Raw genomic sequence first — 24095 nt, forward strand, 5'->3', positions numbered from 1 at the left:
GACGAGTACTGGTGATCGAGGACGACGAGCGGATCGGCCGGTTGGTCACCCGGGCGCTGGAGGGCGGCGGCCTGCTCACCGAGCGGGCGGCGTCCGGGACGACCGGGTTGGACGCGGCGCTGCGCCGCGACTTCGACCTCGTGGTGCTGGACCTGATGCTGCCCGGGCTGGACGGCCGCCAGGTGCTGGACCGGCTGCTGGAGCAGCGGCCCGGGCAGCCGGTCCTGGTGCTCTCCGCGGTGCCCGAGATCAGCACCCGGGTCGCGGTGCTGGAGGCGGGCGCGGCGGACTTCCTGGGCAAGCCGTTCGCGGTGGCCGAGTTGCTGGCCCGGGTACGGGCCCGGATGCGTGCGCGGCCGGCCGGCGACGCCGGACGATGGCTGCGGGTCGGTCCGGTGCAACTGGACCTGCACCGGCGCCGGGCCACCGTCAACGGGGTCCACCTGGATCTGCCGCTGCGGGAGTTCCTGCTGTTGCAGCACCTGATGAGCCGGGCCGGCCGGCCGTGCAGCCGGGAGGAGCTGCTGGCCGACGTGTGGGGCATGCACTTCGATCCGGGCAGCAACGTGGTCGACGTGTCGATCCGGCGGCTGCGCGGCCGGCTGGACCGCCCCGACCGGATCGAGACGGTACGCGGCGTGGGCTATGCGTACGCCATCAACTGACCGGATCCTGGCCGCAGTCTGGGCCCTCTTCGCCGCGGTCAACGTGGCGTTGATGTGGTTCCTGCCCGGCCAGGAGACGGTGCCGTTCCACCTGGTCTGGATCAGCCTGGCCCTGGTCTACGGCTTCACCACCTGGCCGCTGAGCTGGATCGTGGCCACGCTGGTCGCGGTGACCACCACGACCGGGGTGATCCTGGCCCACCACGCGGCCGCCGGCGAGATCCGCTGGGAGGAGACCGCCGAGGAGCCGCTGATGGCGGTGATCTTCATCGTGATGGCCTGGCACGTGCACCGCCGACACGTGCTGCTGCATCAGATGCGCCGCCTCGGCGAGGCCGAGCGGGACCGGGCGCACCGGCAGGAGCTGCTGGTCCGCCTCGCCTCGCACGAGCTGCGCACCCCGCTGACCATCGCCCGCGGCTACACGGAGCTGCTGCGTACGGCCCATGATGATCCGTCCACGGTGGACGACACGGCGGTGGTCCTCGACGAGCTGGACAAGGCCACCCGCATCACCCACCGGCTGGTCACCCTGATGCAGCTGGAGCAGCAGCATCCGGTACGCCGGGTCGACCTGGACGCCGAGCTGGCCCGGATCGCCCGGCGCTGGGCGCCCACCGCCGACCGGGACTGGTCCTGCCGCTCGGCCATCGGGCTGACCCGGGTCAACCCGGAACGGCTGGAGGCGGCCCTGGACTGCCTGATCGAGAACGCGGTGAAGTTCACCGGGCCCGGCGACCGCATCGCGCTGGTCGGCCGCCGGGACGCCACCGGGTGGACGGTGGAGGTGGTGGACTCCGGCAGCGGCATCCCGCCGGACGTCGTACCCGAGCTGCTCGCCGGGCGGCCGGGTCGCCCCACCGCCACCGGCACCGGTCTCGGGTTGGCCACCGTCCGGGCGGTCGCCGGGGCGCTCGGCGGTCGGGTCACCGTCGGCGCCGGGCCGGGCGGTGGCGCCCGGGTCGGGCTGCGGGTGCCGGAACCGCCACCCACCGGCCCGACCCGGCCGGAGGCCGCCCGGCCGGAACTCGCCGAGAGCCCGGTGCGGCTGGCCTCCGGCTGACCGGCCGTGCAGCACCGGATGGCGTTGACCGACCCGGACCACCCTGGCGGTGGGTACCCGCGAGGATCACCGCGCCGCGTCCCGATGCTCCCCCAGCGGCCCGACCGTCCAGCCCTCGCGGCGGCACTCCGCCAGCACCCGCGGCAGGGCGGCCAGCCCGGCCCGCCAGGCGCCCGGCGCGGCGGCGCACGAGGAGTCGTGCAGCAGGATCGTGCCCCCGCCGGAGAGTCCGGCCCGAACGGTGTCGTACACGCTGTCGCCGGTGGCCTTGCGGGTCCAGTCCCGGCCCCAGCAGCTCCACAGCACCGGCTCCAGCCGCAGCCGGCGCGCCGCCAGCAGGGTCGCGCCGGTGAGCACCCCGTACGGCGGGCGCAGGAACCGGGGCGTTTGGCCGGTCACCGCGGCGATCAGCGCGTGGGCGCGGGCCAGGTCGCGTACGGTGGCCGCCGGCCCGCGCAGCAGCAGGTTGTGATGCGCCCACCCGTGCACCGCCACCTCGTGGCCGGCGGCGACGATCTCCCGGCCGAGTTCCGGGGCCCGCTGGAGCATCACGCCGAGCAGGAAGAAGGTGGCCCGCACCCGGTGCGCGGCCAGCACCTCCAGAAACCGCGGGGTCGACTCCGGGTCGGGACCGTCGTCGAAGGTCAGCGCGACCCGGTCCGGCGGGCCCACCCCGTGCAGTCCGGGCAGGAACCACCGCCGGACGGGCGGCAGCGCGGTCACCACCGGCGCCACCTGCAACGCCGGCAGCGCGGCCGCCGCGGCCCAGCCGGCCCGGACGACGGGCCCGGCGCTCACCGGAGACCGCCGGTGGACTGCAGCAGCGCGGCCACCACGGCGACCGCGTCGCCGAGCGAGTCGACCAGCGGGCGGTGGCTGCGGTCGTCGACTCCGTCGTTCCCGGGCATTCGGGCCCGGAGCGGCCGGAGCAGCGCGCGGAGCACCGAAACGGACAAGCGGGACCGGCTGGTGGGGGCGAAGAGCCGGTCGTGCCCCCACGGCAGCCACCGCAGGATGCCCCGGTACGCCTCGCGGAAGACCGAGCGCACCGGACGGGGCAGCACGGCCAGGAAGTTCAGCCGGTCCACCACGAAGCCCCGGCCGCGCAGCCGCCGCGCCAGCTCGGCGGCGGCCGCGTCGTGGCCGGCGCCGATGTCCGCGGAGATCACCACAATCCGTCCGGCGCTCTCCATGTCGCGGCGCATACCCAGGGCCACGGCATCCACGCGTCCGCCCTCAGACGGCGCGTCGGCGGACCAACATGCGCAGTGCCACGTACCCGGGCAGCACCGGCAGCCAGAAGGTGGCCAGCCGGTAGATCAGCACCCCGGCGACCGCGGTGTGCACCGGCACCCCGTAGAGCAGCAGCCCGGAGACCAGGGCCGCCTCGGTGGCGCCCAGTCCGCTGGGGGTCGGCGCGACGGAGGCCACGCCCTCCCCCAGCGCGGAGACCAGCACCACGGGCGCGATCAGCGCCGGAGCGGAGGGCAGCCCGACGGCGAGCAACGCGAGCCAGAGCGCGGCCCCGTAGGCCACGGTGAGCGCCACGCCGACCGGCAGCAGCCGCAGCATCCGACCGCTGCGGACGAGCAGGCGAAGGGCCTCGAGCGCCTGCCGGCGGGCCTGCCGCACGCGGGTCCGCCACCGGCGTACGCCGAACGCCACGACGGCCAGCGCGAGCAGCGCGAGCACCACGAGCAGGAGGATCCGGCCCCGACCGACGGCCGCGCTGCCCAGGTGCTGCGCGGAGCCCGGGACGAACGGCACCAGGACGGGCAGCAGCAGCGCGAAGGCGACCGCGCCCGCGGCCCGGTCCACGGCGATCGCGGTGGCCGCGACCGGCAGCGGCAGGCGCTGCCGACGCAGGTAGCGGAGGCTGAGCGCGACCCCGCCGACGGCGCCCGGCGCGAGCCGGTTGACGAACGCCGACGCCACCTGCACCGCCACCGTGGTGCCGAACGGGATCCGGGCGGGGGCGGCGAGGCGCAGCGCCAGGGCGCTGATCGGGTACGTCGCCGCGGCGGCGAGCAGCGCACCGGCCACCGCCCAGGGCATCGCGCGGCGCAGCGCCTCCAGGGCCATGGCCACCTGGCCGGTCTGGGCGAACACGAGGTAGCCCAGGACGCCGAGCATGACGACGAGGAGGATGCCCCGGCCGGTGAACCGGACCACCCGGGCCGGCCGGGCGGGGCGGCCCGGGCAGCGGTGGAGAATCTCGTCGCGGAGCTCGCCGAGCAGGCCGGGCCGGGCGGCCAGCGCGTGCCGCCCGGCCCGGGACAGCAGCGCGGGTTGCAGCCAGGGCAGGCAGTCGGCCACCGCGTCGGCGCCCAGGTGGGTGGCCGCGGCCGCGACGGTGGGGCGTACGCCGGCCAGGGCGGCGAGCGTGACCAGCGGCTCGACCAGGTCACGGGCGCGCTGCTCGGGGCTGGCCCGGTCGACGGCGGCGGCCAGCCCGACCAGTCGCGCCTCGGTGTCGGTCACCAGCACGCAGCCGCCGCGCAGGTCCTGGTGGGCCAGCCCGGCCCGGTGCAGCAGCGCCACCTGCCGCCAGACGTCGGCCAGCGCGTCCGCACCCAGCTCGCCGGGGCGGAGGGTGTCCAGCGGACGTCCGGGCGCGAACTCCTCGACCAGCAGGCCCTCCCCGGCCGGGTCGGTGGTCACGTCCAGCAGCCTCGGCACCCGCACCCCGGCCCGCGCGGCGCGCCGGAGCAGCTCCGCCTCGTGCTCGGCCTTCCGCACCGCCGTGCCGTACGGGGGACCGTCGGGGAGGTGGCGGTAACGCAGCCTCCGGTACCACCGGCGCAGGCGTCCCGCGTCCCGCTGCCGGCCGGCGGTCAGCTTGACGAAGAGGCAGCGCCCGTCGCCGGTGCTGACCCGCCAGGGGCGGGAGCCGCGACGGTCGCTCGGCAGCGGCCCGAGGGCACGCACCGGGACACCCTGGTCGGCGAGGAGTTGGCGGACCCGCGCGGCGGCGCCGGCCCCGCCGCTGTCCCGCATGCTCCGACCATAGGACCCGGCCGGCGCGGGTCGGGCGACAACGGCGCCGATCCGTCCGCCGGGTCAGGCGCGGCGGCGGCCGACCCGGCGGGACCGGCCCCGGCGGGCGACCAGCGCGGCCACCACACCGCCGACGGCCAGGGCGAGGACGCCGGCGACCGGCACGATGACCTGCCAGTCACCGTCGGCCATCCGCGCCAGCGCGTTACCGGCCGGCCCTCGCCAGGGCGCCGGCGTGACCGTGGGCGACGGGGCCGGGGAGCCGCTCGGGGCCGCCTCCGCCTCGGCCAGCTCGCCGGGCTCGACCAGCCGGCCGACCGACGCGTCCCGGGGCTGGGCGAATCCCCAGTCGAGCAGCTGGGCCCCCTGCTGCCAGCCGCGTACCGGGCGGGCCTCGGCGCCGAGCAGGGTGACCACGAGCCGCCGGCCGCCGCGCTCGGCGGCGCCCACGTAGCTGTGCCGGGCCAGCTCGGTGAAGCCGGTCTTGCCGCCGAGGGCGCCCGGGTAGCGGTAGATGAGCTGGTTCTCGTTCTGGATCTGGAAGCCGCCCTTCTTCAGGGCCGGCTGGGCCGGGATCTGGGTGCGCTCGGTGAGCGCGTACCGGCGGAACAGCGGGTTGGCGAAGCAGGCCCGCGCGATGAGCGCCAGGTCGTACGCGCTGGTGAACTGTCCCTTGCCGTCCAGCCCGGACGGGGTGACGGCGTGCGTCTGCCGGGCACCGAGCCGGTGCGCCTCCTCGTTCATCGCGCGCACCCCGCCCGGTACGCCGTCCGCGCCACCGCCGAGCCGGGCCAGCACATTGGCGGCCTCGTTGCCGGAGTTGAGCAGCAACCCGAGCCACACCGTCTCGACGGGGTACTTCCCGCCGACGAGCAGGCCGACGGCGGAACTGCCCGGCTCGATCTTCAGGTCGTCCCGGGTCACGGTGACCACCTGCTTCGGGTCGAGCTTCGGCAGCATGGTGGCCGCGAGCAGCAGCTTCTGGGTGCTGGCCGGGGTGCCGTACTCGTGCGGCCCGCAGGCGCCCAGCACCGCGCCGGTGTCCAGGTCGGCGACCAGCCAGGAGGTGGCGGTGACCGCCGGCGGCGCGGGTGCCCCGTCGGGCACGACCAACCCGGGCGTGTCCAGCCGCTCACCACCCACCACCCGGTCCGCCGGCACGTTCGGCGGGGGCACCGGTCGGGGCGGGCGGGACGCCTTCGGGGCCGGCGCCTTCGGGCAGGGCACGGGTGCCGGGGCTGCGCCCTGTCTCGTCGGCGCGGCGTGCGCGGCCGGCGCGGCGGGGACGGCCGTCCCGGTGCCCAGGAGGGCGGCGGCGGTGCAGGCGGCCAGGGCCCGAGCTCTCATGACCAGGGAGACTAACCCGCAAGATCGCGTCGCGGTGACACCCGGCCGGGTCCGCCACGCCGCGTCCAGCCGCCGGTCGCGCGGGGTAACCGGCCAAGCCCGCCCCGGGCGCGGGACAGCTCACCGCCCGCCACCTGCGCGCCTACGTGAACCGTTGACCGCGCCGGCTCAGGGCAGCCGGCGCAGCCACCACCGCTGCCACGGGGTCTCGACCGCGCGCGGGTGGTGGTGTGCGCGTACCCACGCCACCGCCTGCTCGGGGGCGAGCCCGTCGAGGACGGCGAGCGCGGCCAGCGCGGTGCCGGTGCGGCCGACCCCGCCCCGGCAGGCGACCTCCACCCGCTCCCCCGCGTACGCCCGGCGCCATGCCTCCCGCAGCGCCTCCCGCGCGTCGGCGGAGTCGAGCGGCACCCAGAAGTCGGGCCAGCGGACCCACCGGTGCGGCCAGGGCGGGGTCGGGCCGGCGGCCAGCAGCACGGCGAAGTCGGCCGGCGAGGCCGGCGCGCCGATCCGGCGGCCGCGTACGGTGGCGCCGCCGGGCAGCACGACCAGCCCGGCGCGATCGGTCCAGTGCTCGCCCGCGTCCATCCGGTCATTGTGCCGGTTGCCGCCCGGCACCGGCGGCCGCCGGGCCCCGTGCACGAGGGTGCCCGCCGGACGTGGTCCGGCGGGCACCCCTCGCGGTCCGGGTCCTGCCCGGCGCGCCTCGGTCAGCGCGAGCCCATCCCGAAGCGGCCGCGACGACGCCAGGCCAGGGAGAGCAGCAGCAGGACGACACCCGCGCCGGCGAGGCCGCCGCCGAGCTTCATCGGAGTGCTGACGCTGGAACCGGTCACCGGCAGGTTGCCGCCACCGTGCGGCGGCCCGGTCGGCCGCGGCGGGAGCACGATGCCGGTGGCGGTGGCGGTCCGGCCGGAGGCACCCGTGGCGGTGAAGGTGTACCGCCCCGGCCGGGTCGGCCGGTAGGTGACCGTGAAGTTGCCGTCGCCGTCGGCGGTCACGTCGAAGTCCACCGGCGCCGGCTGCGGCTGCGCCTGCGCGTAGGACACGTTTGCCATCGCCACGGTGGTGCCGTCGCTGCGCCGGGCCGCGCCCTGGGCGGGAGCGGCGGCCGGCACCCCCGAGATGGAGACGTGGATCGCCACCCGCTCGCCGTCGGCGAAGCCCCGGCCCCGGAGGGTGAAGGTCTCGCCGAGTCTGATGGTGGTGGGGCCGACCGTCAGCGCGGCGACGGGCGGCGGGTAGACCGGTGGCTGCGGCTGCGCCGCCCCGGCCGCGGTCGGCGCGGCCGCCACGGCCACGCCGACCGTGAGCGCCATGATGATGCGGGATAGCCGCATGTGGATTCCCTCCTACTACTGGTCACAGCTTGGTGCGGTTGCAACTTGGGTGGTCCATGGGGTGACGGTGGGCGTGAGTACCAGCTCGGCCCTGCCGGCGCCGGTCTGCCCGGTGAGCAGCGTGACGTCGAGCGTCCGGGTCCGGCCCGGCTTGACCTCGACGTTGGCCACGGTGACCTGGCGGCGGCGGTCGGTACCGCTGCCCATCGCGGTGTCCCGCCCGTCGAGCCGGCCGCCGAGGACCGCCCCGCCGGTCGGGCTGTAGACCGACACGAAGGTGCGGGCCGTGTACGGGTCGCCGGCGAGGGCGGCGCCGGTGACCGACTTGTCCAGGCCCGACCGCGGCGCGGTGGAGTGCACCGTGACGCGCAGCCGGAGCTCTCGGCGCCCGTCGGGCTGGCAGTCGCCGACCGTCAGGTTTGCCGAGAACCGCAGGTAATAGCCGAGCTTCGCGCCGCTGCCGTCGTTGAGAAAGACGCCGACCGTGGGCACGGTGTCCTGCTCGGGGAGCCGCCCGGTCAACGGGCTGTCGCCCAGGACGCGCTGCTCCTCGGGATGAACACTCCAGAATAATATCCGGCGTTCAGTAATAGAACGGGCGAAAACGGTCAAAACTTCCCGCGGGTTGACCGTCTTGGTGAAGAGCGAGTCGAACACGGCCGAGGCCGCCTGCGCGTAATAGGCGTCCTGGGCCTTGACGTCCAGGTCCCGGTAGGAGTCGCTCAGCAGCGTCCGGACCACCGTCTTCGCCGCCAGGGACGGGCGGCCGGGCACGGCCACCGGCCCGATGACGCCGAGCAGGTACGACAGCACCACCGGATCCACCGCCAGCACTCCGTCCACCGTCGTCCCGGTGCGCCGACGGACCATCTCGCGGTAGAGCGCCGCCGCGGTCGGGAAGTCGGGACTGAGGTTGACGTCCGCCGGAAAGGTCCCCGGCAGGTCGTTCCAGAGCCGGCGCATCTCCGCATCCACCCGCAACGGCGGGTCGAAGTACTGCATGCTGGCGGACGCGCCCTGCCCGGTCATCCGGATCTTGCCGCCGTCGGCGCTGATCACCGCGTACGCGCCGAACATGCCGCCGGTGGCCCGCAACTCCGCCGGATTCTGTGACACCAGCAGGTAGCGACGGGGACCGTCGGCGCCGAGCAGCGGCGGCAGCAGCCGGGCGCCCTGGTCCGCGGCGGCGGTCAGGCCGGCGAGCCGGTCGAGTTCGCCACGCAGCCCGGTCAACGCGTCGCGCACCTGCCCGACGAGGTCGCCCGTCGGCACCGCTCGCAGCCGCTCGTTCGTCTCCCGGACCGCTCGATCCGCCGCGGACACCTCCCCGGAGACGGTGCGCAGCCGGCCCAGGTCGAGTCGCCCTTCCTTGGGTACCAGCGAGGCGAGGTCGATCCGGAGCAGGGTCGGGAAGGCGAGTCGCGCGAGGTCGTCCACCGCCACCGCGATCCGGCGCACGGCGGCAAGGTTGTTCCCGGCGTACGGCGTCTGCTGGCCGAGCCACCAGCCCGGGTCACCCGTGGCGCTCCGGGCGGCGGCGGCCTGCTCCTGGAGCGCGGCGAGGGTCCGCTGGGCCCGGCCGGCGTCGCCGCCCACCACCTGGGAGCTGAGCTCCTTGGCCAGCCCCGCCGCGTTGAGCAGGTGGGCGCGGGCCTGCCAACCCCGGAAGCCGACCCAGCCACCGGCCGTCAACACCAGCGAGACGACCACCAGCCCGATGAGCAGGACGCGCCGGACCCGGGCCCGGTTCCGCCGGCGAGACCTTCGCCGGCGACGCGACACACCGCTCTCCGCCACGCCATTCCTCCAGGCCGAACCGGACAGACTTGTCGATAGATCGCTTTCTACCACAAAGGGAAACTCGATCAGGGCGTTATCAGGCGCTTTGCTGCGGCGCGTCCTGCTTTGCGATAGCGGCTCGCCCTAGCGGCGTACGCGCGCCGACACCGAGACGTCGTGGAGCATCTGCTCGATCCGGTCGACGCCGGCCCGCAACGACATCTCCCGCAGGTAGGCGTCCCGCCCCCGGCGGCCCATGTCCACCCGCGCGGTCGGCGGGATCGTCGACGCCAGCCAGAACCGGTCCGCCAGCGCGGCCCAGTCCTCCGGCGGGCAGGACAACCCGGCCCGGGCCCGCTCCACGAGCGCCACCGTGTCGCCGCCGGCGGAGGCCACCACCGGCGACGCGCAGGAGAGGGCGGCCTGGAGCTTGCCCGGCACCATCCCGTGCAGCTCGGGCAGGTCGCGCAGCATGACGAGCTGGTAGTCGGCCGCCGCGTACAGCGCCGGCATGTCCAAGGGCGAGCGTCGTTCCACGAAGCGCACGTTGTCCGCCCGCAGCTCGGCGGCGAGCCCCCGCACCCGCCGCTCCTCCGCTCCGGAGCCGACCAGGACCAGATCCATCCGGTCGCCCAGCGCGGCCGCCGCGCGCACCGCGGTTTCCAGGCCCTGCCGTACGCCGATCGTCCCCGCGTGCATCACCACGCACCGGCCGTCGCGGCGGATCAGCTGCCGGGCGGCCGCGCTGGGCTCGGTCGGCCGGAAGACCCGTTCGTCGGTCCAGTTGAGCACCACCCCCACCCGGTCCGGGTCGGCACCGCCGGCGACGACCAGGTCCCGCATGGACGGCGCGGTGACGGCGATGCCGCCGGCCTCCTGGTAGATCCGGCGCAGGGTGGCCCCGAGCCGCCCGGACCACCGGCGGCCCTCGTCCGGCTGGGACGGTTCGTCCTCCGGCCAGACGTCCTGCACATGCAGCACGGTCGGTACCCGACCGAGCAGCCGCACCAGGGCGGCGGCGGCGAAGGTGACCGCCGGCAGTTGGAAGACGTACAGGGCGTCGACGTCACCGAGGTAGCGGCGGCCGGTCAGCGCCACGCTGCCGGCGAACGAGAGCCAGCTGGCCATTCGCGCCCTGGCCGATCCGTCGCCGCCGGTGTACCGGGGCACCCGGCGGACGGTCAGCCGCTCGCTGTGCGTCTGGTGCCGCCACCGCTGCCGCCAGCCGGGATAGACGTGGCCACCCGGGTAGTCCGGGAAGCCGGTGAGCACGCGCACCTCGTGACCCCGGGCGGCCAGTTCCTCGGCGAGGCTGCCCGGGATGAACGCCGGCTCCGGCGGGAAGTGGTACGACAGGATGCCGATCTTCATGGCTGTGCTCCCCGTGCGTTATCGCCCCACCCGACCAGGCGCACCCCATACCATGCACGCATCCCCTCTGCGTCCGGCCGCGACCGCCCGAACCCTGCCGTCGCGGCGATCCGCCGCGCGACCGTGCCGACGAGAGGGGTGCCGATGGTCGACCGGGTGCTGTTCGTGTGCCACGCCAACATGTGCCGGTCCCCGATGGCCGAGTTCCTCGCCCGGCGGCTGCTCCGCGATGTCCCGGTCACCGTGGCCAGCGCGGGCATCGACGCGGTCGACGGGGCGCCCATGCATCCGTACGCCGTCGCGGTCGCGGCCGGGACCGGCGCGGATCCGGCGGCGTTCCGCGCCCGGCGGTTGCGCCCGGAGCATCTGACCGGGGCCACCCTGGTGCTGGCCGCCACCCGCCGCCAGCGTTCCGTCTGCACGGCGCTGGCCCCGGCCGCGCTGCACCGGACCTTCACGCTGCGCCAGTTCGCCCGGCTGGCCGCCGCGGCCGAGGTCCCCGCCACGCGCGGCGGATCCACGATCCGTGCGGCGGTGGCGGCGGCCGCCCGCGCCCGGGGGCGGCTGCAGCCCGCCACCCCCGACGCGGACGACCTGCGCGACCCGATCGGCGGCTCGCCCGTCGACTTCCGGCGCTGCGCCGAGGAGATCGAGCGGTCGATCCGACCCGTGCTGGCACTCATCCGGACAGCCGGGTGAGTTCCTGGGTACGGTCCGCCGGCGGCGGCGCCCCGTGCGCGCCGCGCCGGGTGACACCCGCCCGGTCGGTGGGCACGGACGGCCCGGCCGGCGGTACGACGACCTTGTACGCCTCGTACTGGTAGGCGTCCGCCCGGGCCACCTTGGCCATGTTCAGCACACAGCCGAGCAGGCGCACCGACACGGAGTGCAGCGCCCGGGCCGCGGCGGCCACCTGGCTGCGCGAGGTCCGCCCCTGCTGGGTGACCAGCAACGCACCGTCCGATTGCACGGCCACCACCACGCCGTCGGTGACGGCGAGCAGCGGCGCTGTGTCGATGACCACGATGTCGGCCGACTCCCGCAGCGCGACCAGCAGGTCCGCCATCGCCTTCGAGCCGAGCAACTCGCTCGGGTTGGGCGGGGTGGCACCGCTGGGGAGCACGAGCAGCGACTTGTCGCCCCACCGCTGCACCACGTCGCCCACCTGGACGTCGCCCACCAGCACGTCGGTGAGGCCCACCCCGCCGTCGACCCCGAGGTAGTCGGCGACCTTGGGCCGGCGCAGGTCGGCGTCGATGAGCAGTACGCGCCAGCCCGCCTCGGCCAACGCGATGGCCGTGTTGCACGCCATGGTGGTCTTCCCCTCGCCCTGCAGGGCGCTGGTGACCGCGATGACCCGGGCCGGCTCGTGCACGTCCACGAAGCGCAGGTTTGTGCGGAGCTTGCGGACCGCCTCGGCGCGGGGCGAGTTGGCCGCCTCGCCGACGATCAGCGGGGCCGCCTTGGCGTTGGACTCGAACGGGATCTCGCCGAGCAGTGGGCTGCCGGTCACCCGCTGGAGCGCGGCCCCGTCCCGCATCCGCACGTCGGCCACGCCCCGCAGCACGGCCAGCCCCGCGCCGAGCAGCAGGCCCAGCAGCCCGCCGATGACCAGGTTGCGCACCGGCTGCGGCGCGATCGGAGTGGAGGTCACCCGGGGGCCACTCACCACCTCCAGCTTGACCGGCGGTGACTTGCCGTCCGGCGGCGTCTCCACCTTCTGCACCAGGTCGACGAACCTGGCGGAGAGTGCCTCGGTGGTCTTCAACGCCCGGGTCTGGTCGGTGTCGGTGAAGGTGGCCTTCAGCAACACCGTGCCGGCCTCGGTGGAGGTGCTGATCCGGCGCTGCACCTGGTCGGCGGTGAGCCCGAGCGGGCTCTCCGCCACCACGCTCTGCGCCAGTCGGTCGCTGGTCAGCAGGTCGGCGTAGGACTTCACCCGTTGCTGGAGGAAGAGGCCGCCCTGATAGGCGTCGGTGACCCCCTGGCTGGGTGTGGTGACGAAGAAGGTCACCGAGCCCTGATAGCTGGGCGGCGTCCGGACCGTGATCACGGCGGCCGCCGCCAGGGCGACCATCACGGTGATCAGGACGATCCACCAGTGGCGTCGGACCAGGCGCAGGTAGCTGAGAACGTCCATCACCCTCCCCCTCGCGACACGCCGATCAGCCGATGAAACTGCACGAAAGCCCCCTAAAACACCCAGTAGCCGTGCCAGGATCGAAAGCGCCTATACATCACAGTAAGCGACTGGACGAATGTAAACGATTAGAAGCGCACATACGGTCTAAATCCTTCCATTCCCGGTTCGGACGCAGAGGACAATGATGGATCGCGAAGCAACCGCCGCCGGAGACGCCGCCCGGCCCCGCGACAGGGTGACCCGCCGTGCGGCCACCCTGTCTCTGTTAACGCTGGACACCGCCGCGTGGTGCGGCGGATTTCTCGGCGCGGCCTGGACCCGTTACGAGTTCGAGCTGACCGCCGTCGGCGGCGTACGGGTGCTGGCCGTCGCGCTCGGCTGCGCCGCGCTGTACGCGGTGCTCACCCTGCTGCGCTTCCGGATGTACGGGCGGCACCCGATCGGCAGCGCCGGAGACGCCCGCGGGCTGGCCGGCCGGGCCGCGATCGCCGTCCTGGCCACGCTGGCCTGCCTGCTGCTGCCGCCGTGGACGGAGCGGCCGGCGCCGGCCACCACCCCGCTGCTCGGCGGCGCGGTCGCCCTGGTGCTGATGGCCGCCGGCCGCGCCGCCTGGCGGGCCCGGCAGGAACGGCACCGCCAGCCGGTCCGCACCGCCGAGCGGTGCCTCGTCTACGGCGTGGACGCGGCCAGTGAGCGCCTGGTCCGGGTGCTCCTGAGCGACTCCCAGGGCCGGTATCGGCCGGTCGGCCTGCTCGACGACGACCCCGCCAACCGGGGGCTGCGCCTGGACGGGCTGCGGGTGCTGGGCGGCCGGGAGCAGATCGCCGCGGCGGTGACGGCGACCCGGGCCGGCACGGTGATCTTCTCGATGAGCGGCTCGGACGCGGCGCTGCTGCGGGACGTACGCGCCCGCACGCTCCAGGCCGGCGCCGCGTTCAAGGTGCTCCCCCCGGTCCGCGAACTGCTCGACCGCCCGGTCGCCGTCACCGACGTCCGGGACATGCAGCTCACCGACCTGCTCGGGCGGGCCCAGCGGGTGGCCGAGCTGACCGTGGAACGCAGCGGCCTGGCCGGGCGTCGGGTCCTGGTCACCGGCGCCGGCGGCTCCATCGGCTCCGAGCTGTGCCGGCAGATCGCCCGCTCCGAGCCGGGCGAGCTGATGATGCTGGACCGAGACGAGTCGGCCCTGCACGCCCTGCAGATGTCCCTGTACGGGCGGGCGCTGCTGGACGGCCCGGAGCTGATCCTGGCCGACATCCGCGACGCGGAGGGCATCGCCCGGATCATCGCCGACCGGCAGCCGGACGTGGTCTTCCACGCGGCGGCCCTGAAGCACCTCACCATGCTCCAGCGGCACCCCGGGGAGGCGATCAAGACCAACGTCTGGGGCACCCTCAACGTCCTCGAGGCGTGCCGGGACGTCGCCGAGTTCGTCAACATCTCCACCGACAAGGCGGCCAACCCGACCAGCGTGCTCGGCTACTCGAAGCGGATCACCGAGCGGCTCACCGCTCACTTCGCCGACCAGCTCGGCGGGGCGTACCTGAGCGTCCGCTTCGGCAACGTGCTCAGCAGCCGGGGCTCGGTGCTGACCGCGTTCCAGGCGCAGATCAGGGCCGGGGTGCCGATCACCGTCACGCACCCGGACGTGACCCGCTACTTCATGACCGTGCAGGAGGCCGTGCATCTGGTGCTCCAGGCGGCCGCCATCGGCCGTGGCGGGGAGGCGCTGGTGCTCGACATGGGCGAGCCGGTACGCATTGCCGACGTGGCCCGCCGGCTCGCCGCCGAGGCGGACCACCCGGTCGACATCGTCTACACCGGTCTGCGGCCGGGCGAGAAGCTGCACGAGCACCTGTTCGGCGTCGACGAGGCGGACAGCCGGCCGCTGCACCCGCTCATCTCGCACGTACGGGTGCCGGCGCTCGCCCCCGAGGAGGTGCGCGGGCTGGACCCGTACGCCGACCCGGACGAGTTGATCAAGCGGCTGGCGGCGCGCTGCGAGCACGTCGGCGTGTCGCTGCCGGTGCTGCCCGGGCAGCGCTGAGCCGCCGGCGGTGGGACGCTTCCGGCCAACGGGTGAGAGAAGCGTCCCACCAGCCCGGATCGGCACCGCCGGCGCGGTCCGGATAGGGTCGACAGCGGTGTGCCGGGAAGTCTGGTCGGCGAGTTCCCTGCCGATCGACGAGCCGGAGTCGGACATCGCATGACCAATCGCACCCCGCACCGCCGCCTGCCCGAACGCCTTCTCTCCCGCCGCTCCTGGCCGGAAGCGCGCTTCCTGGCCGACATGCTGCGTACCGAGACGGTGGGCGGCGGGCTGCTGCTGCTGGGTGCCGTGATCGCGCTGATCTGGGCCAACTCGCCCTGGCGGTCCGCGTACGCGGAACTCGGCCGCTGGGTGCCCTGGCCCGGCGGCGCGGCGCCGCACCTGGATCTCAGCCTCGCCGCGTGGGCCGCGGACGGCCTGCTGGCGATCTTCTTCTTCGTCGTGGGTCTGGAGCTCAAGCGCGAGTTCGTGGCCGGGGACCTGCGCGATCCCCGGCGGGCGGCCGTGCCGGTGATCGCCGCCATGGGGGGCATGCTGCTGCCCGCCCTCTGCTACGTCGGAGTGGTCCTCGCCACCGGCGGGACGGGGCTGCGCGGCTGGGCCATCCCGACCGCCACCGACATCGCCTTCGCCCTCGCCGTGCTGGCGGTGGTCAGCTCGCACCTGCCACAGGGGCTGCGCGCCTTCCTGCTCACCCTCGCGGTGGTCGACGACCTCTTCGCGATCATCATCATCGCCGTCTTCTACACCGCCGACTTCCACCCCGTGCCGCTGCTCGCGGCGCTGGCGCCGATCGCCGTCTTCGCGCTGCTGGTGCAGCGGCGGCGGACCTGGTGGTGGGCGCTCGTCCCGCTGGCCGTGCTCGCCTGGGCCCTGGTGCACTCCTCCGGGGTGCACGCCACGGTGGCCGGGGTGCTGCTCGGCTTCACCGTGCCCGTGCTGCCCTCCCGGGCCGGCGGGCCGGGACTGGCCGAACGGCTGGAGCACAAATGGCGGCCGGTCTCGGCGGGCCTGGCGGTGCCGGTCTTCGCGTTCTTCGCGGCCGGCGTGTCGCTGGTCGACGTCGATCTGGGCGCGGTGCTGACCGACCCGGTCGTGCTCGGGGTGGCCGCCGGTCTGGTGCTCGGCAAGGCCATCGGCGTGTTCGGCTCGACGTTCCTGCTCGCCCGGTTCACCCGCGCCGAACTCGACGAGGAGATCACCTGGGCGGACCTGCTCGGGCTGGCGCTGCTGGCCGGCATCGGCTTCACCGTCTCGCTGCTCATCGGCGAGCTGGCCTTCGGCGCCGGCAGCCCGGAGTACGACCGGGTGAAGGTGGCCGTGCTGCTCGGCTCGCTGGTCGCGGCCGTGCTGGCCTCGACGGTGCTGCTGCGCCGCAACCGGGCGTACCGGCGGATCTCGGAGCGGGAGAGCCGGGACGCCGACGGCGACGGCATCCCGGACGTCTATCAGGAGGGGGCCGCCTAGCGCCGGGAGCGCCGGAGGTCGCGCGTCAGCGCCGCCGATCGGCCGTGCGCTCCTCCTCGGGCTCCTCCCGCTCCTCGGTCTCCTCCTCGACCGCCTCGGCGTACGGCTCCATGAGGTCGTCCGCCGGCACCGCCACCGCCTCGGCCAGGTCCTGCTCGTCGGGGCGCGCGCCGGGCGGCGGCTCGGGAGCGGTGGGGTCCCCGGCGAAGCCGTACTCGTTTGGCTCGTCGTGCCTGGCCATGCGCTGACCTCCAAGGTCGTCGAAGGTTCGCCTCTCGTCGCTCACGCTATGCGGTGGCGGCCCCCAGCGCAGCGCGGCGCAGATCTTCATACCCGGGGCGGGGCTCGACGATCGCCGGCACCGCCGCCGGCGACCGGTCGGTCGCCGGCGGCGGTGCCGGTCGCCGGGCTCAGGTCAGCTTGTTGACCGCCTCCAGGATCAGCCACAGGCCGGAGATGGCGAACAGGACCGCGGCGCCGTACCGGATGATCTTCTCCGGCAGGTGCCGGCCGAGCAGCCGGCCGACCAGGATCGCCAGGGCGTCGGCGGCCACCATGCCGAGCGTGGAGCCGAGCCAGGTGCCGAACCAGCCGTACTTGGTGGCCAGGGTGATGGTGGCCAGCATGGTCTTGTCACCCAGCTCGGCCAGGAAGAACGCGACACCGACCGCGATCACCGCGGACTTGCTGCTCTTCTCGGCCTTCTGCTTCTCCTCCTCGGTGAGCTTGTCGCCGCGCAGCGTCCACGCGCCGAAACCGAGGAACGCCACCCCGGCGATGAGCGAGATCCAGGTGGTGGGCAGCGCCGCGTGCAGGCCGTATCCGATCCCCACCGAGGCCAGATGCACGATCGCGGTGGCGATGGTGATGCCGATGAGCACCGGCACGGGCTTGAACCGCGTGGCGAACGTCAGGGCCATGAGTTGGGACTTGTCGCCCAGCTCGGCGACGAAGATGACGCCGAAGCTGATCACCAGGGCGACGAGGAAACCGTCCATGTGAACCTTCCCGATCAAGCCGGGAGGAGGTACGGGGGCGCCCTCGACCCGGCTGCGACAGCCTGAGTCGAAGGTCTCGCCCGCCCCGGGGACCGGGGCCGCGTGGCCGGATGCGGAACGCATCAGTATGTCGACCACGACATTGGGGGCTACTCCCCTTCGCGCGGCCCAGCCTAGCCCACCCCAGTGGGCAGGGTCGCCGGGGGTGCACGGCGTGACCCGCGGCGGCCCGGCACGCTCAGTCGGCCCGGGCGAGGGTGACGCCGAACAGCCCGTCCGGGTCGGTCCAGAACGCGTGCGAAGCGAAGCCGGCGTCGGTCAGCTCCGCCGCGATCCCCTCGGGGTGGAACTTCGCTGACACTTCCGTGCGCAGTTCCTCACCGGCGGCGAACTCGACGTCCAGGTCCAGCACGTGCACCCGGGTCGGATGTTCGGCGCGCAGCCGCATCTTGATCCACTCGTGCTCCGGGTCCCAGACCGCCACGTGGGTGAACGCCTCCGGGTCGAAGTCCGCCCCCAGCTCCCGGTTGATCACGCGGAGCACGTTGCGGTTGAAGTCGGCGGTCACCCCGGCCGTGTCGTCGTACGCGGGCACGATCACCTTCGGGTCCTTGACGAGGTCGGTGCCGATCAGCAGCCAGTCCCCGGCTTCGAGTGCGGCGCGCATGGCGGTGAGGAACTCCGCCCGCTCCACCGGCAGCAGGTTGCCGATGGTGCCGCCGAGGAACACCACCAGCCGCCGGCCGCCGGTGGGCAGCCGGTCGAGCTGCCGGGTGAAGTCGCCGACGATGCCGCGTACCCGCAGCCCGGGGTACTCGGCGGCGATCTGGTCGGTGGACTCCCGCAGCGCGCTGACCGACACGTCCAGCGGCACGAACGTGCCCAGGTCGCCGTGGCGGGTGAACGCGTCCAGCAGCAGCCGGGTCTTCTCCGACGAGCCGGAGCCCAGCTCGATCAGGGTCTTCGCCCCGGTCAGCTCGGCGATCTCGTCGGCGTGCTCGGTCAGCACCGCCCGCTCGGCCCGGGTCGGGTAGTACTCCGGCAGCCGGGTGATCTCGCCGAAGAGTTCGCTGCCCCGGGCGTCGTAGAACCATTTCGGTGGCAGCCACTTCGGCTGCGCGGTCAGCCCGACCCGTACGTCCTCCCGCAGGCTCCGGTCCAGGTCCTGCTCCGCCAGGTAGATCTCCAGTGGCTCCGCGCCCATGAGGTGTCCCTTCCGTTACCCGAACGTCCTGCCCTACCCGTGGAAACGTTGGTTAGGCGACCACCAGGTCCCGGGTGTGCACCCCGGTAGCGGTCGCCACCACCAGCTGCCCGTCCGGCAGCGCCTGCCAGTCGGGGTCGTCGTCGAGGGGTTCCGAGGCCAACAGCACCGACTCCGCGCCGCGGCGCACCGACAAGGCGTGCCCGGCCACACTGGCCACCGCCGTCGTACCGTCGGTGAGCAGCATGTTCACCCGCGACCCGGGCGCGGCCGCGGTGACCGCCGCGACGGTGTCCGCCACCGCCCGCGTCGGATCGTGCCCGGCCCGCAGCCGGTGCCGGACCAGCGCCCACAGCAGCGCGGCGTCGGTCGGCGCGTCCAACGTCAGCAGGTCGCGGACCGGCAGCTCGGCGGCGAGCGGCACCACCGTGTCCGGCCAGCCCCGGATCACCCCGTTGTGGCTGAACAGCCAGCGCCCCTCGGCGAACGGCGCGGCGGCCGCCTCCTGCACCGGCATACCGACCGTGGCGGACCGGACCGCGGCCAGCACCGCACCGGCGACCGTCACCGCCGCCAGCTCGGGCAGAGTGGTGTCGCTCCAGAGGGGCTGCGCCCGCCGGTAGCGGACCGGGTCGCCGGCCCCCGGGTACCACCCGACGCCGAAGCCGTCCGCGTTGATCGTGCCGCCGCCGCGCATGTCGCGGGGCGCCCAGGACTGCCGCAGCAGCCCGTACGGGGGGTCGTACAGCAGGCTGCGCAGGCTGACCGGCGGACCGAGGTACGCCAGGTGGCGGCACATCAGCCGGGACCGCCGCTCACGCCGGCGCCCCGCTCCGCTCGTTCACGAGTGCGCCTCCTCGGGACGGGCGTCCCGGGCGCAGCGGAACCCGCTGAAGATCTGCCGCCGGATCGGGTAATCCCAGTTGCGGAAGGTGCCCCGGCAGGCCGCCCGGTCGGTGCCGAAGGAGCCGCCGCGCAGCACCCGGTACTCGTCGCCGAAGAAGACCTCGGAGTATTCGCGGTACGGAAACGCCACGAAGCCGGGATGCCCTCGGAAGGTGGACGAGGTCCACTCCCAGACGTCCCCAATGAGCTGGTGCACGCCGAGCGGCGAGGCGCCCGCCGGGTACGCGCCCACCGGCGCCGGCCAGAGGTGCCGCTGCCCCAGGTTCGCGTGCGCGACGGTCGGGTCGTCGTCGCCCCACGGGTAGCGGCGGGACCGGCCGGTCGCCGGGTCCCAGCGGGCCGCCTTCTCCCACTCCGCCTCGGTGGGCAGCCGCTTGCCGGCCCAGGCCGCGTACGCCTCCGCCTCGTACCAGCAGACGTGCACCACCGGCTCGTCGTCGCGCACCGGCGACCAGCGGCCGAACCGGCGGTACGCCCAGCCGTCGCCGTCCCGCCGCCAGTGCATCGGCGCGCTCAGCTCCGCCTCGACGCGGTGTCGCCAGCCCGCCGCGCTCCACCAGCGCGGCTCGGCGTACCCCCCGTCGTCGATGAAGGCGCGGTACTGACCGTTGGTGACCGGTGCGGCGTCGATGACGTACGCGGGCAGGTCCACCGGGTGGGCGGGGCGCTCGTTGTCCAGCGCCCACGGGTCGGTCGACGTGCCCATGGTGAACGGACCGGCCGGCACCAGCACCTCGCCGCCGACCCGGCCGCGCGGCTCGGGCGGCGGTGGCGCGTCCAGCACCGGCGCCCCGGCGCGCAGCTGGTGGGTGGCGAGCATCGTCTCGTCGTGCTGCTGCTCGTGCTGCACGATCATCCCGAACGCGAAGCCGTCCTCGATCAGCTTCCGATCGGTGAACCGGATCCCGTCGAGCAGGTCGTACACCTTGTCCCGGACGGTGCGCACGTAGGCGCGGGCCTCGGCCGGGGGCAGCAGGGGCAGCGCGGGTCGGTCCTTGCGGGGCTGCTTGAACGCGTCGTAAAGGTCGTCGATGTCGCGACGCACCGGCCCGCGGCCGCCGACGTCCCGCACCAGCCAGAGCTCCTCCTGGTTGCCGACGTGGGCCAGGTCCCAGACCAGCGGGGACATCAGGGTGGAGTGCTGCCGCATCAGGTCGTCGTCGTCCACCGCGTCGGTCAGCAGCGCGGTGCGGGTCCGGGTGCGGTCCAGCTCCGCCGCGATCCGGCTGCGTAGCTGCTCGCTGTCCGTACCCGGCCGCTCGGTCGTGGTCACCGGTGTCCCCTCTCCGCGGCGGCGCGGCGCCGCACGATTCCTCGGCTCGTCTCCTCGTGGATCCCGGCCGGCAGGTCCAGCCGGGGCAGGGCCGCCAGGGCCAGGTCGAACAGGGCCACCGCGGCGGCGGCCAGCGGGCGGTCGGCGAGCCCGTGCCGGGCCGCGGCCTGCCAGCGGTCGGCGACCGGGGCCGCCACGGCCAGCGCGTCCCGGGTGGTCGTCGACTCGGCAAACAGCGCGGCCAGCACTGCCAGCGGCACCGTCCATTCCCGCCGGGGCTGGGCGTCCAGGTAGCGGACCTCCAGGTAGCCGCGCGGCCGCACCGGCGGGAAGAGGGTGCTGATGTGGTACGCCAGGTCGTCGGTGGTCGGCGGGCGGGGCAGCGCCCCGGCCAGCCAGTCGGCGAAGGTGACGTCAGCCGGCGGCGTCCAGTCTGGACCGTCGCCGCGTACGCACAGCAGCGGCGCGGCGAGCGCGTACTCGGTCCAGGCGGTGACCGGGTCGCGGTCGGGCTGGGCGGGTGACCAGACCGGCCGGGTCCGCGCCGCGTCGATGGCCAGCCAGGCGGCCATCCGAGCCGACGCCCATCCGGTACGCCGGCCGGCGTACCGGTCGGCGGTGGCGAACGCGGCCAGCAGCGGCGGCCCGACGGCGTGGGCGGCGGCCCACCGTCCGGCCAGTTGCTCCGGCTCGCCCGCGTCCAGGCAGACCTGCAGGCCGGCGGTGCTGTACATCATGACCTGACCGGCCGGACCGTGCCGGTCGAAGACGCAGCGCATGGCCTGGTAGCGGGGGGTCTCCACGACGGAGCACGGGGAGCGCCAGGGGTCCAGGCCGGTGCGGCCCAGGGCGAGGCCGGCGGCGTCCAGCGCGGCGGTCAGCTCGGCGACGTCGGCCTCGGTGGCCAGGATCAGCGCGGCGATCGACGGTCGCGGCGCGGAGGAGACTTCCACCTGCCCGCCCGGCTCCACGGTCACGGTGCCGCCGTGCCGGAGCCTCTCCGCAGGGCTGGTGGGGTCGAGGGTGACGGGGCAGTGCGGCCCCAGCGCCCGGCGCAGGCGCTCGCGGTCGACCGGGCGGGCCGGGTCCGCGGCGTCGTGCACCGTCCATTCCAGTTCGACGCCGGTGAGCGTGGGTGGCCCGGTTTTGAAGCAGATCCTGGCGATGTGCCGGGCGGCGGCGGCCACGTCCGGCAGGACGGTCGTCCGGTCCAGCTCCGGTGACATCACCAAGAGAAGACTCCTCTCCCCGTGCGGGGTGGGCGACCACGGTGTCGACGGACGCCCGCACCGTCACCGGCGGGGGCGTCCGCGGTCCCACCCATCTTCTGTCTAGCAGACGGATCCCGCCCGCCGAGGGAGATGAATTTTTGTCCGGGTTCCGGTCGCGGCCGGCGTCGGCGGCGATCGTTCGCCAGCGCCCGCGCCAGGATCAGCGATCCACGTTGGCCGCGCCTGCCGGGCCGTTGCCCGATTTGCCGGTGTCTGCTCGGCCGGTGCTCGACTTGTCGGAAGCCGGAGCCTTGTCGGAAGCCGGAGCCTTGTCGGAAGCCGGAGCCGGCGTGGTCGCGCGAGCGGCCTCGGGCGACGTGGTGCGAGCGGCAGGCGACGTGGCGGGGGCAGCAGGGGACGACTTCGGGGCGCGGTCCGGGACCAGCCGGAGGCAGTAGTCCTCCACCCGGTCCGCCCCGCCCGCCGCGGTGACCAGGTCGGCGAAGCCCGGCGTCTCCAGCGCCCTGGCCCGCTGCCTGGGCGACTTGGCCAGGTAGGCCCGGCAGTGGCCGGCGAGCTCTCCGGCGCCGGCCGGCTGGCCGGGTCCGCCGGTCGGGGTCGGGCCGGTGCCGGTGGTCGAGGCCGCGCCGGGCGTTCCGGTGGCGGTCGGGTCGTCACCGGACCCCGTCGGCGACGCCGCGCTCTCCCCGCCGGTGCTGCCCGGCGTGGTCGGGGCCGGCGGCGCCGGCTCGTCGGGCCGGTCGAGGCTCACCGCGGCGAACGCGACCCCGGCGGTGGCGGTGGCAGCGAGCCCGGCCAGCCAGGCCGCCGCGCCGACGCGGAGCCGTCCCCACCGACGCGCCACGCGAGCCGTAGCCGGTACGGGTGCCGCGCGGGCCGCCCGGAACGCGGCGAGCGCCTGCTCCTCTCCGGACAGCTCGCCCGGCTCGGCCGGCGCCGCCGCCGCGGCGAGCAGGTGGGCCAGCGGATCGGCCTCGGCCGTCGGGGGCTGACCGCCACGGGCCGCGTCGAGCAGACCCTCGGACTCCGCCCGGTGGGCGGGCCCGCCGGACCGGCGAAATCGCATCCAGATTCCCCTCACGTCAGCCGTCCGCCGGCTCGGCCTTGGGTGCGCTCGGCGCCGGTCGCCCCCGACCGGTACGGGGGCGGGGCGGGGTGGCCTGCTCGGCCCGGCCCGACGGCTGGCGCACGTCGGAGCGTTCCAGGAGCGCGGCGAGGCGGCGCAGCCCCCGGTGCGCGGCGGTACGGACCGCGCCCGCCCGCCGACCCAGCACCCGCCCGGCGGTCTCCGCGTCGAGCCCGATCACGGCGCGCAGCAGCACCGCCTCCGCCTCCCGCTGTGGCAGCGTGGCGATCAGCGCGAGCGCGCTCTCGGTACCGATGGTCTCGCCGGCCCGCTCGGCGGTGTCGGCGTCCCCGGCCAGCTCGCTGAGCGCCTGCACCGGCACCGGCAGGGACGGCCGCCGACGCTGCCGGCGCAGGTGGTCCATGGCCCGGTTGCGGGCGATGGTGACCGTCCACGCGCGAAACTCCCCGCCGGCGAAGCCGGGCAGGTCACGCGAGATCTGCAGCCAGGCCTCGGAGGCGACGTCCTCGGCGTCCGCGCCGACCAGGGCGGTGAGGTAGCGCAGCAGCCCGGGTTGCAGGCTGCGGTAGAGGAAGCGGAAGGCCTCCTCGTCGCCCGCCTGGGCCGCGGCAACCGCCTCGCTCAGCTCACCGGTCATGGATTCGCCGTTTCCGTTCTCCGGGCCGGCGCGTGCCGGTGCCGGCGTACCCGGCGCCTGTCCCGGCCCGGTGACCGGAGCTGCACCCGAACCATCAACCCCCCGCTGACCTGTATCGGCGCCCGCGGAAGCGTGCGGGGCGCGCGCATGGACACACGTGCCGCGAAGTACGGCCGTCGGCGGACATACCGTACCGGCGGCGTGGGCCAGCCCAGAGCCGGGCTAACGCTAGGAGCCGATACCCGGGTGGACAAGCCGCCATCCGGCGGCGAAAGAGTGAGAATTCTCAACCGCCGATCGCGGCGGGTCGAGGTAACGAAAAACACGCCTGGGACGCCACAGGTCGTCGCAGGGCCGGAGCCGGTCCGGTCAACGCGGATAAACCAGTCGTCGAGCGGCTTTTCCTGACCGATCGTACCCGAGCCGTCACGGTCGACCAATCGGCGCAAGTGCCCGCTGGCCGTTCGGCGGAGGGCGGTCGGACCGGCCGCCGGCCGTGACGGGAGAGATCGCGGGAAATACTTCGGGGCGGCACT

General features: G+C 74.8%; 22 protein-coding genes. 5 read left to right on the forward strand and 17 right to left on the reverse strand.

Annotated elements, in window-relative coordinates; translation table 11 throughout:
• Positions 1-11: 11 nt before the first annotated feature.
• Positions 12-665, forward strand: coding sequence for a response regulator transcription factor (locus FXF52_RS22995; protein WP_255472236.1), 654 nt, complete (start codon positions 12-14; stop codon positions 663-665).
• Positions 646-1728: a cell wall metabolism sensor histidine kinase WalK gene (locus FXF52_RS23000; RefSeq protein ID WP_148799908.1), complete on the forward strand. Its 1083-nt coding sequence runs from the start codon at positions 646-648 to the stop codon at positions 1726-1728. Before FXF52_RS22995 ends, FXF52_RS23000 begins: the two co-directional genes overlap by 20 nt.
• A 66-nt stretch (positions 1729-1794) precedes the next feature.
• On the opposite strand, the gene FXF52_RS23005 is transcribed toward FXF52_RS23000, so the two are convergent.
• The 8 genes from FXF52_RS23005 to FXF52_RS23040 form a co-directional block, all read right to left on the reverse strand.
• Positions 1795-2526: a polysaccharide deacetylase family protein gene (locus tag FXF52_RS23005; protein WP_148799910.1), complete on the reverse strand. Its 732-nt coding sequence runs from the start codon at positions 2524-2526 to the stop codon at positions 1795-1797.
• A complete protein-coding gene (locus tag FXF52_RS44130; RefSeq protein ID WP_148799912.1) occupies positions 2523-2954 on the reverse strand; it encodes a hypothetical protein in 432 nt (143 codons plus the stop codon). Before FXF52_RS44130 ends, FXF52_RS23005 begins: the two co-directional genes overlap by 4 nt.
• 10 nt (positions 2955-2964) lie before the next feature.
• Entirely contained in the window at positions 2965-4725 is a 1761-nt protein-coding gene (locus FXF52_RS23015; RefSeq protein ID WP_148799914.1) for a lysylphosphatidylglycerol synthase domain-containing protein, read from the reverse strand.
• Positions 4726-4788: 63 nt separating this feature from the next.
• Positions 4789-6072 carry a D-alanyl-D-alanine carboxypeptidase family protein gene (locus FXF52_RS23020; RefSeq protein WP_148799916.1) on the reverse strand — a complete coding sequence of 428 codons (1284 nt, stop codon included), beginning with the start codon at positions 6070-6072 and terminating at the stop codon, positions 4789-4791.
• Positions 6073-6240: 168 nt separating this feature from the next.
• Positions 6241-6660 (reverse strand): protein-tyrosine phosphatase family protein, encoded by a 420-nt coding sequence (locus FXF52_RS23025; protein WP_148799918.1) that lies wholly within the window; start codon positions 6658-6660, stop codon positions 6241-6243.
• Between the two features lie 122 nt (positions 6661-6782).
• Positions 6783-7412, reverse strand: a complete 630-nt coding sequence (locus FXF52_RS23030) for a hypothetical protein (protein WP_148799921.1) — start codon at positions 7410-7412, stop codon at positions 6783-6785.
• A gap of 15 nt (positions 7413-7427) precedes the next feature.
• The gene (locus FXF52_RS23035) at positions 7428-9209 is read right to left on the reverse strand and encodes a DUF4012 domain-containing protein (RefSeq protein WP_255472238.1); all 1782 of its coding nucleotides are present in this window, start codon (positions 9207-9209) and stop codon (positions 7428-7430) included.
• A 126-nt stretch (positions 9210-9335) separates the two neighbouring features.
• Positions 9336-10562, reverse strand: coding sequence for a glycosyltransferase family 4 protein (locus tag FXF52_RS23040; protein ID WP_148799925.1), 1227 nt, complete (start codon positions 10560-10562; stop codon positions 9336-9338).
• Positions 10563-10706: 144 nt separating this feature from the next.
• Between FXF52_RS23040 and FXF52_RS23045 the strand changes: the two genes are divergently transcribed.
• Positions 10707-11261 (forward strand): low molecular weight phosphatase family protein, encoded by a 555-nt coding sequence (locus FXF52_RS23045; protein WP_148799927.1) that lies wholly within the window; start codon positions 10707-10709, stop codon positions 11259-11261.
• On the opposite strand, the gene FXF52_RS23050 is transcribed toward FXF52_RS23045, so the two are convergent.
• Positions 11242-12702 (reverse strand): polysaccharide biosynthesis tyrosine autokinase, encoded by a 1461-nt coding sequence (locus tag FXF52_RS23050; RefSeq protein WP_148799929.1) that lies wholly within the window; start codon positions 12700-12702, stop codon positions 11242-11244. The two genes, FXF52_RS23045 and FXF52_RS23050, sit on opposite strands and share 20 nt — an antisense overlap.
• A 187-nt stretch (positions 12703-12889) precedes the next feature.
• On the opposite strand from FXF52_RS23050, the gene FXF52_RS23055 reads away from it, so the two are divergent.
• Together FXF52_RS23055 and nhaA are read left to right on the forward strand one after the other, a co-directional pair.
• The gene (locus FXF52_RS23055) at positions 12890-14752 is read left to right on the forward strand and encodes a polysaccharide biosynthesis protein (protein ID WP_148799931.1); all 1863 of its coding nucleotides are present in this window, start codon (positions 12890-12892) and stop codon (positions 14750-14752) included.
• Positions 14753-14911: 159 nt separating this feature from the next.
• Positions 14912-16222, forward strand: coding sequence for a Na+/H+ antiporter NhaA (gene nhaA / locus FXF52_RS23060; RefSeq protein ID WP_148799933.1), 1311 nt, complete (start codon positions 14912-14914; stop codon positions 16220-16222).
• A 25-nt stretch (positions 16223-16247) separates the two neighbouring features.
• Here nhaA and FXF52_RS23065 read toward each other — a convergent pair whose 3' ends face one another.
• From FXF52_RS23065 to FXF52_RS23100, 8 genes are all read right to left on the reverse strand, one after another.
• A complete protein-coding gene (locus tag FXF52_RS23065; protein WP_148799935.1) occupies positions 16248-16463 on the reverse strand; it encodes a hypothetical protein in 216 nt (71 codons plus the stop codon).
• A 169-nt stretch (positions 16464-16632) separates the two neighbouring features.
• Entirely contained in the window at positions 16633-17220 is a 588-nt protein-coding gene (locus FXF52_RS23070; RefSeq protein ID WP_148799937.1) for a TMEM165/GDT1 family protein, read from the reverse strand.
• Between the two features lie 238 nt (positions 17221-17458).
• Positions 17459-18424: an L-histidine N(alpha)-methyltransferase gene (gene egtD / locus FXF52_RS23075; protein ID WP_148799939.1), complete on the reverse strand. Its 966-nt coding sequence runs from the start codon at positions 18422-18424 to the stop codon at positions 17459-17461.
• 52 nt (positions 18425-18476) lie between these two features.
• On the reverse strand, positions 18477-19223 hold the full coding sequence (gene egtC / locus FXF52_RS23080) for an ergothioneine biosynthesis protein EgtC (protein WP_148799941.1): 747 nt from the start codon (positions 19221-19223) through the stop codon (positions 18477-18479).
• 42 nt (positions 19224-19265) lie between these two features.
• Positions 19266-20603: an ergothioneine biosynthesis protein EgtB gene (gene egtB, locus FXF52_RS23085; RefSeq protein ID WP_148799943.1), complete on the reverse strand. Its 1338-nt coding sequence runs from the start codon at positions 20601-20603 to the stop codon at positions 19266-19268.
• Positions 20600-21835, reverse strand: a complete 1236-nt coding sequence (gene egtA / locus FXF52_RS23090) for an ergothioneine biosynthesis glutamate--cysteine ligase EgtA (protein WP_148799945.1) — start codon at positions 21833-21835, stop codon at positions 20600-20602. Before egtA ends, egtB begins: the two co-directional genes overlap by 4 nt.
• Positions 21836-22034: 199 nt before the next feature.
• On the reverse strand, positions 22035-22901 hold the full coding sequence (locus tag FXF52_RS23095) for a hypothetical protein (RefSeq protein WP_148799946.1): 867 nt from the start codon (positions 22899-22901) through the stop codon (positions 22035-22037).
• A 16-nt stretch (positions 22902-22917) separates the two neighbouring features.
• Positions 22918-23559: an RNA polymerase sigma factor gene (locus tag FXF52_RS23100; RefSeq protein WP_148799948.1), complete on the reverse strand. Its 642-nt coding sequence runs from the start codon at positions 23557-23559 to the stop codon at positions 22918-22920.
• Positions 23560-24095 lie beyond the last annotated feature (536 nt).

It is taken from the genome of Micromonospora sp. MP36 (assembly GCF_008119785.1).
Taxonomy (GTDB): domain Bacteria; phylum Actinomycetota; class Actinomycetes; order Mycobacteriales; family Micromonosporaceae; genus Micromonospora.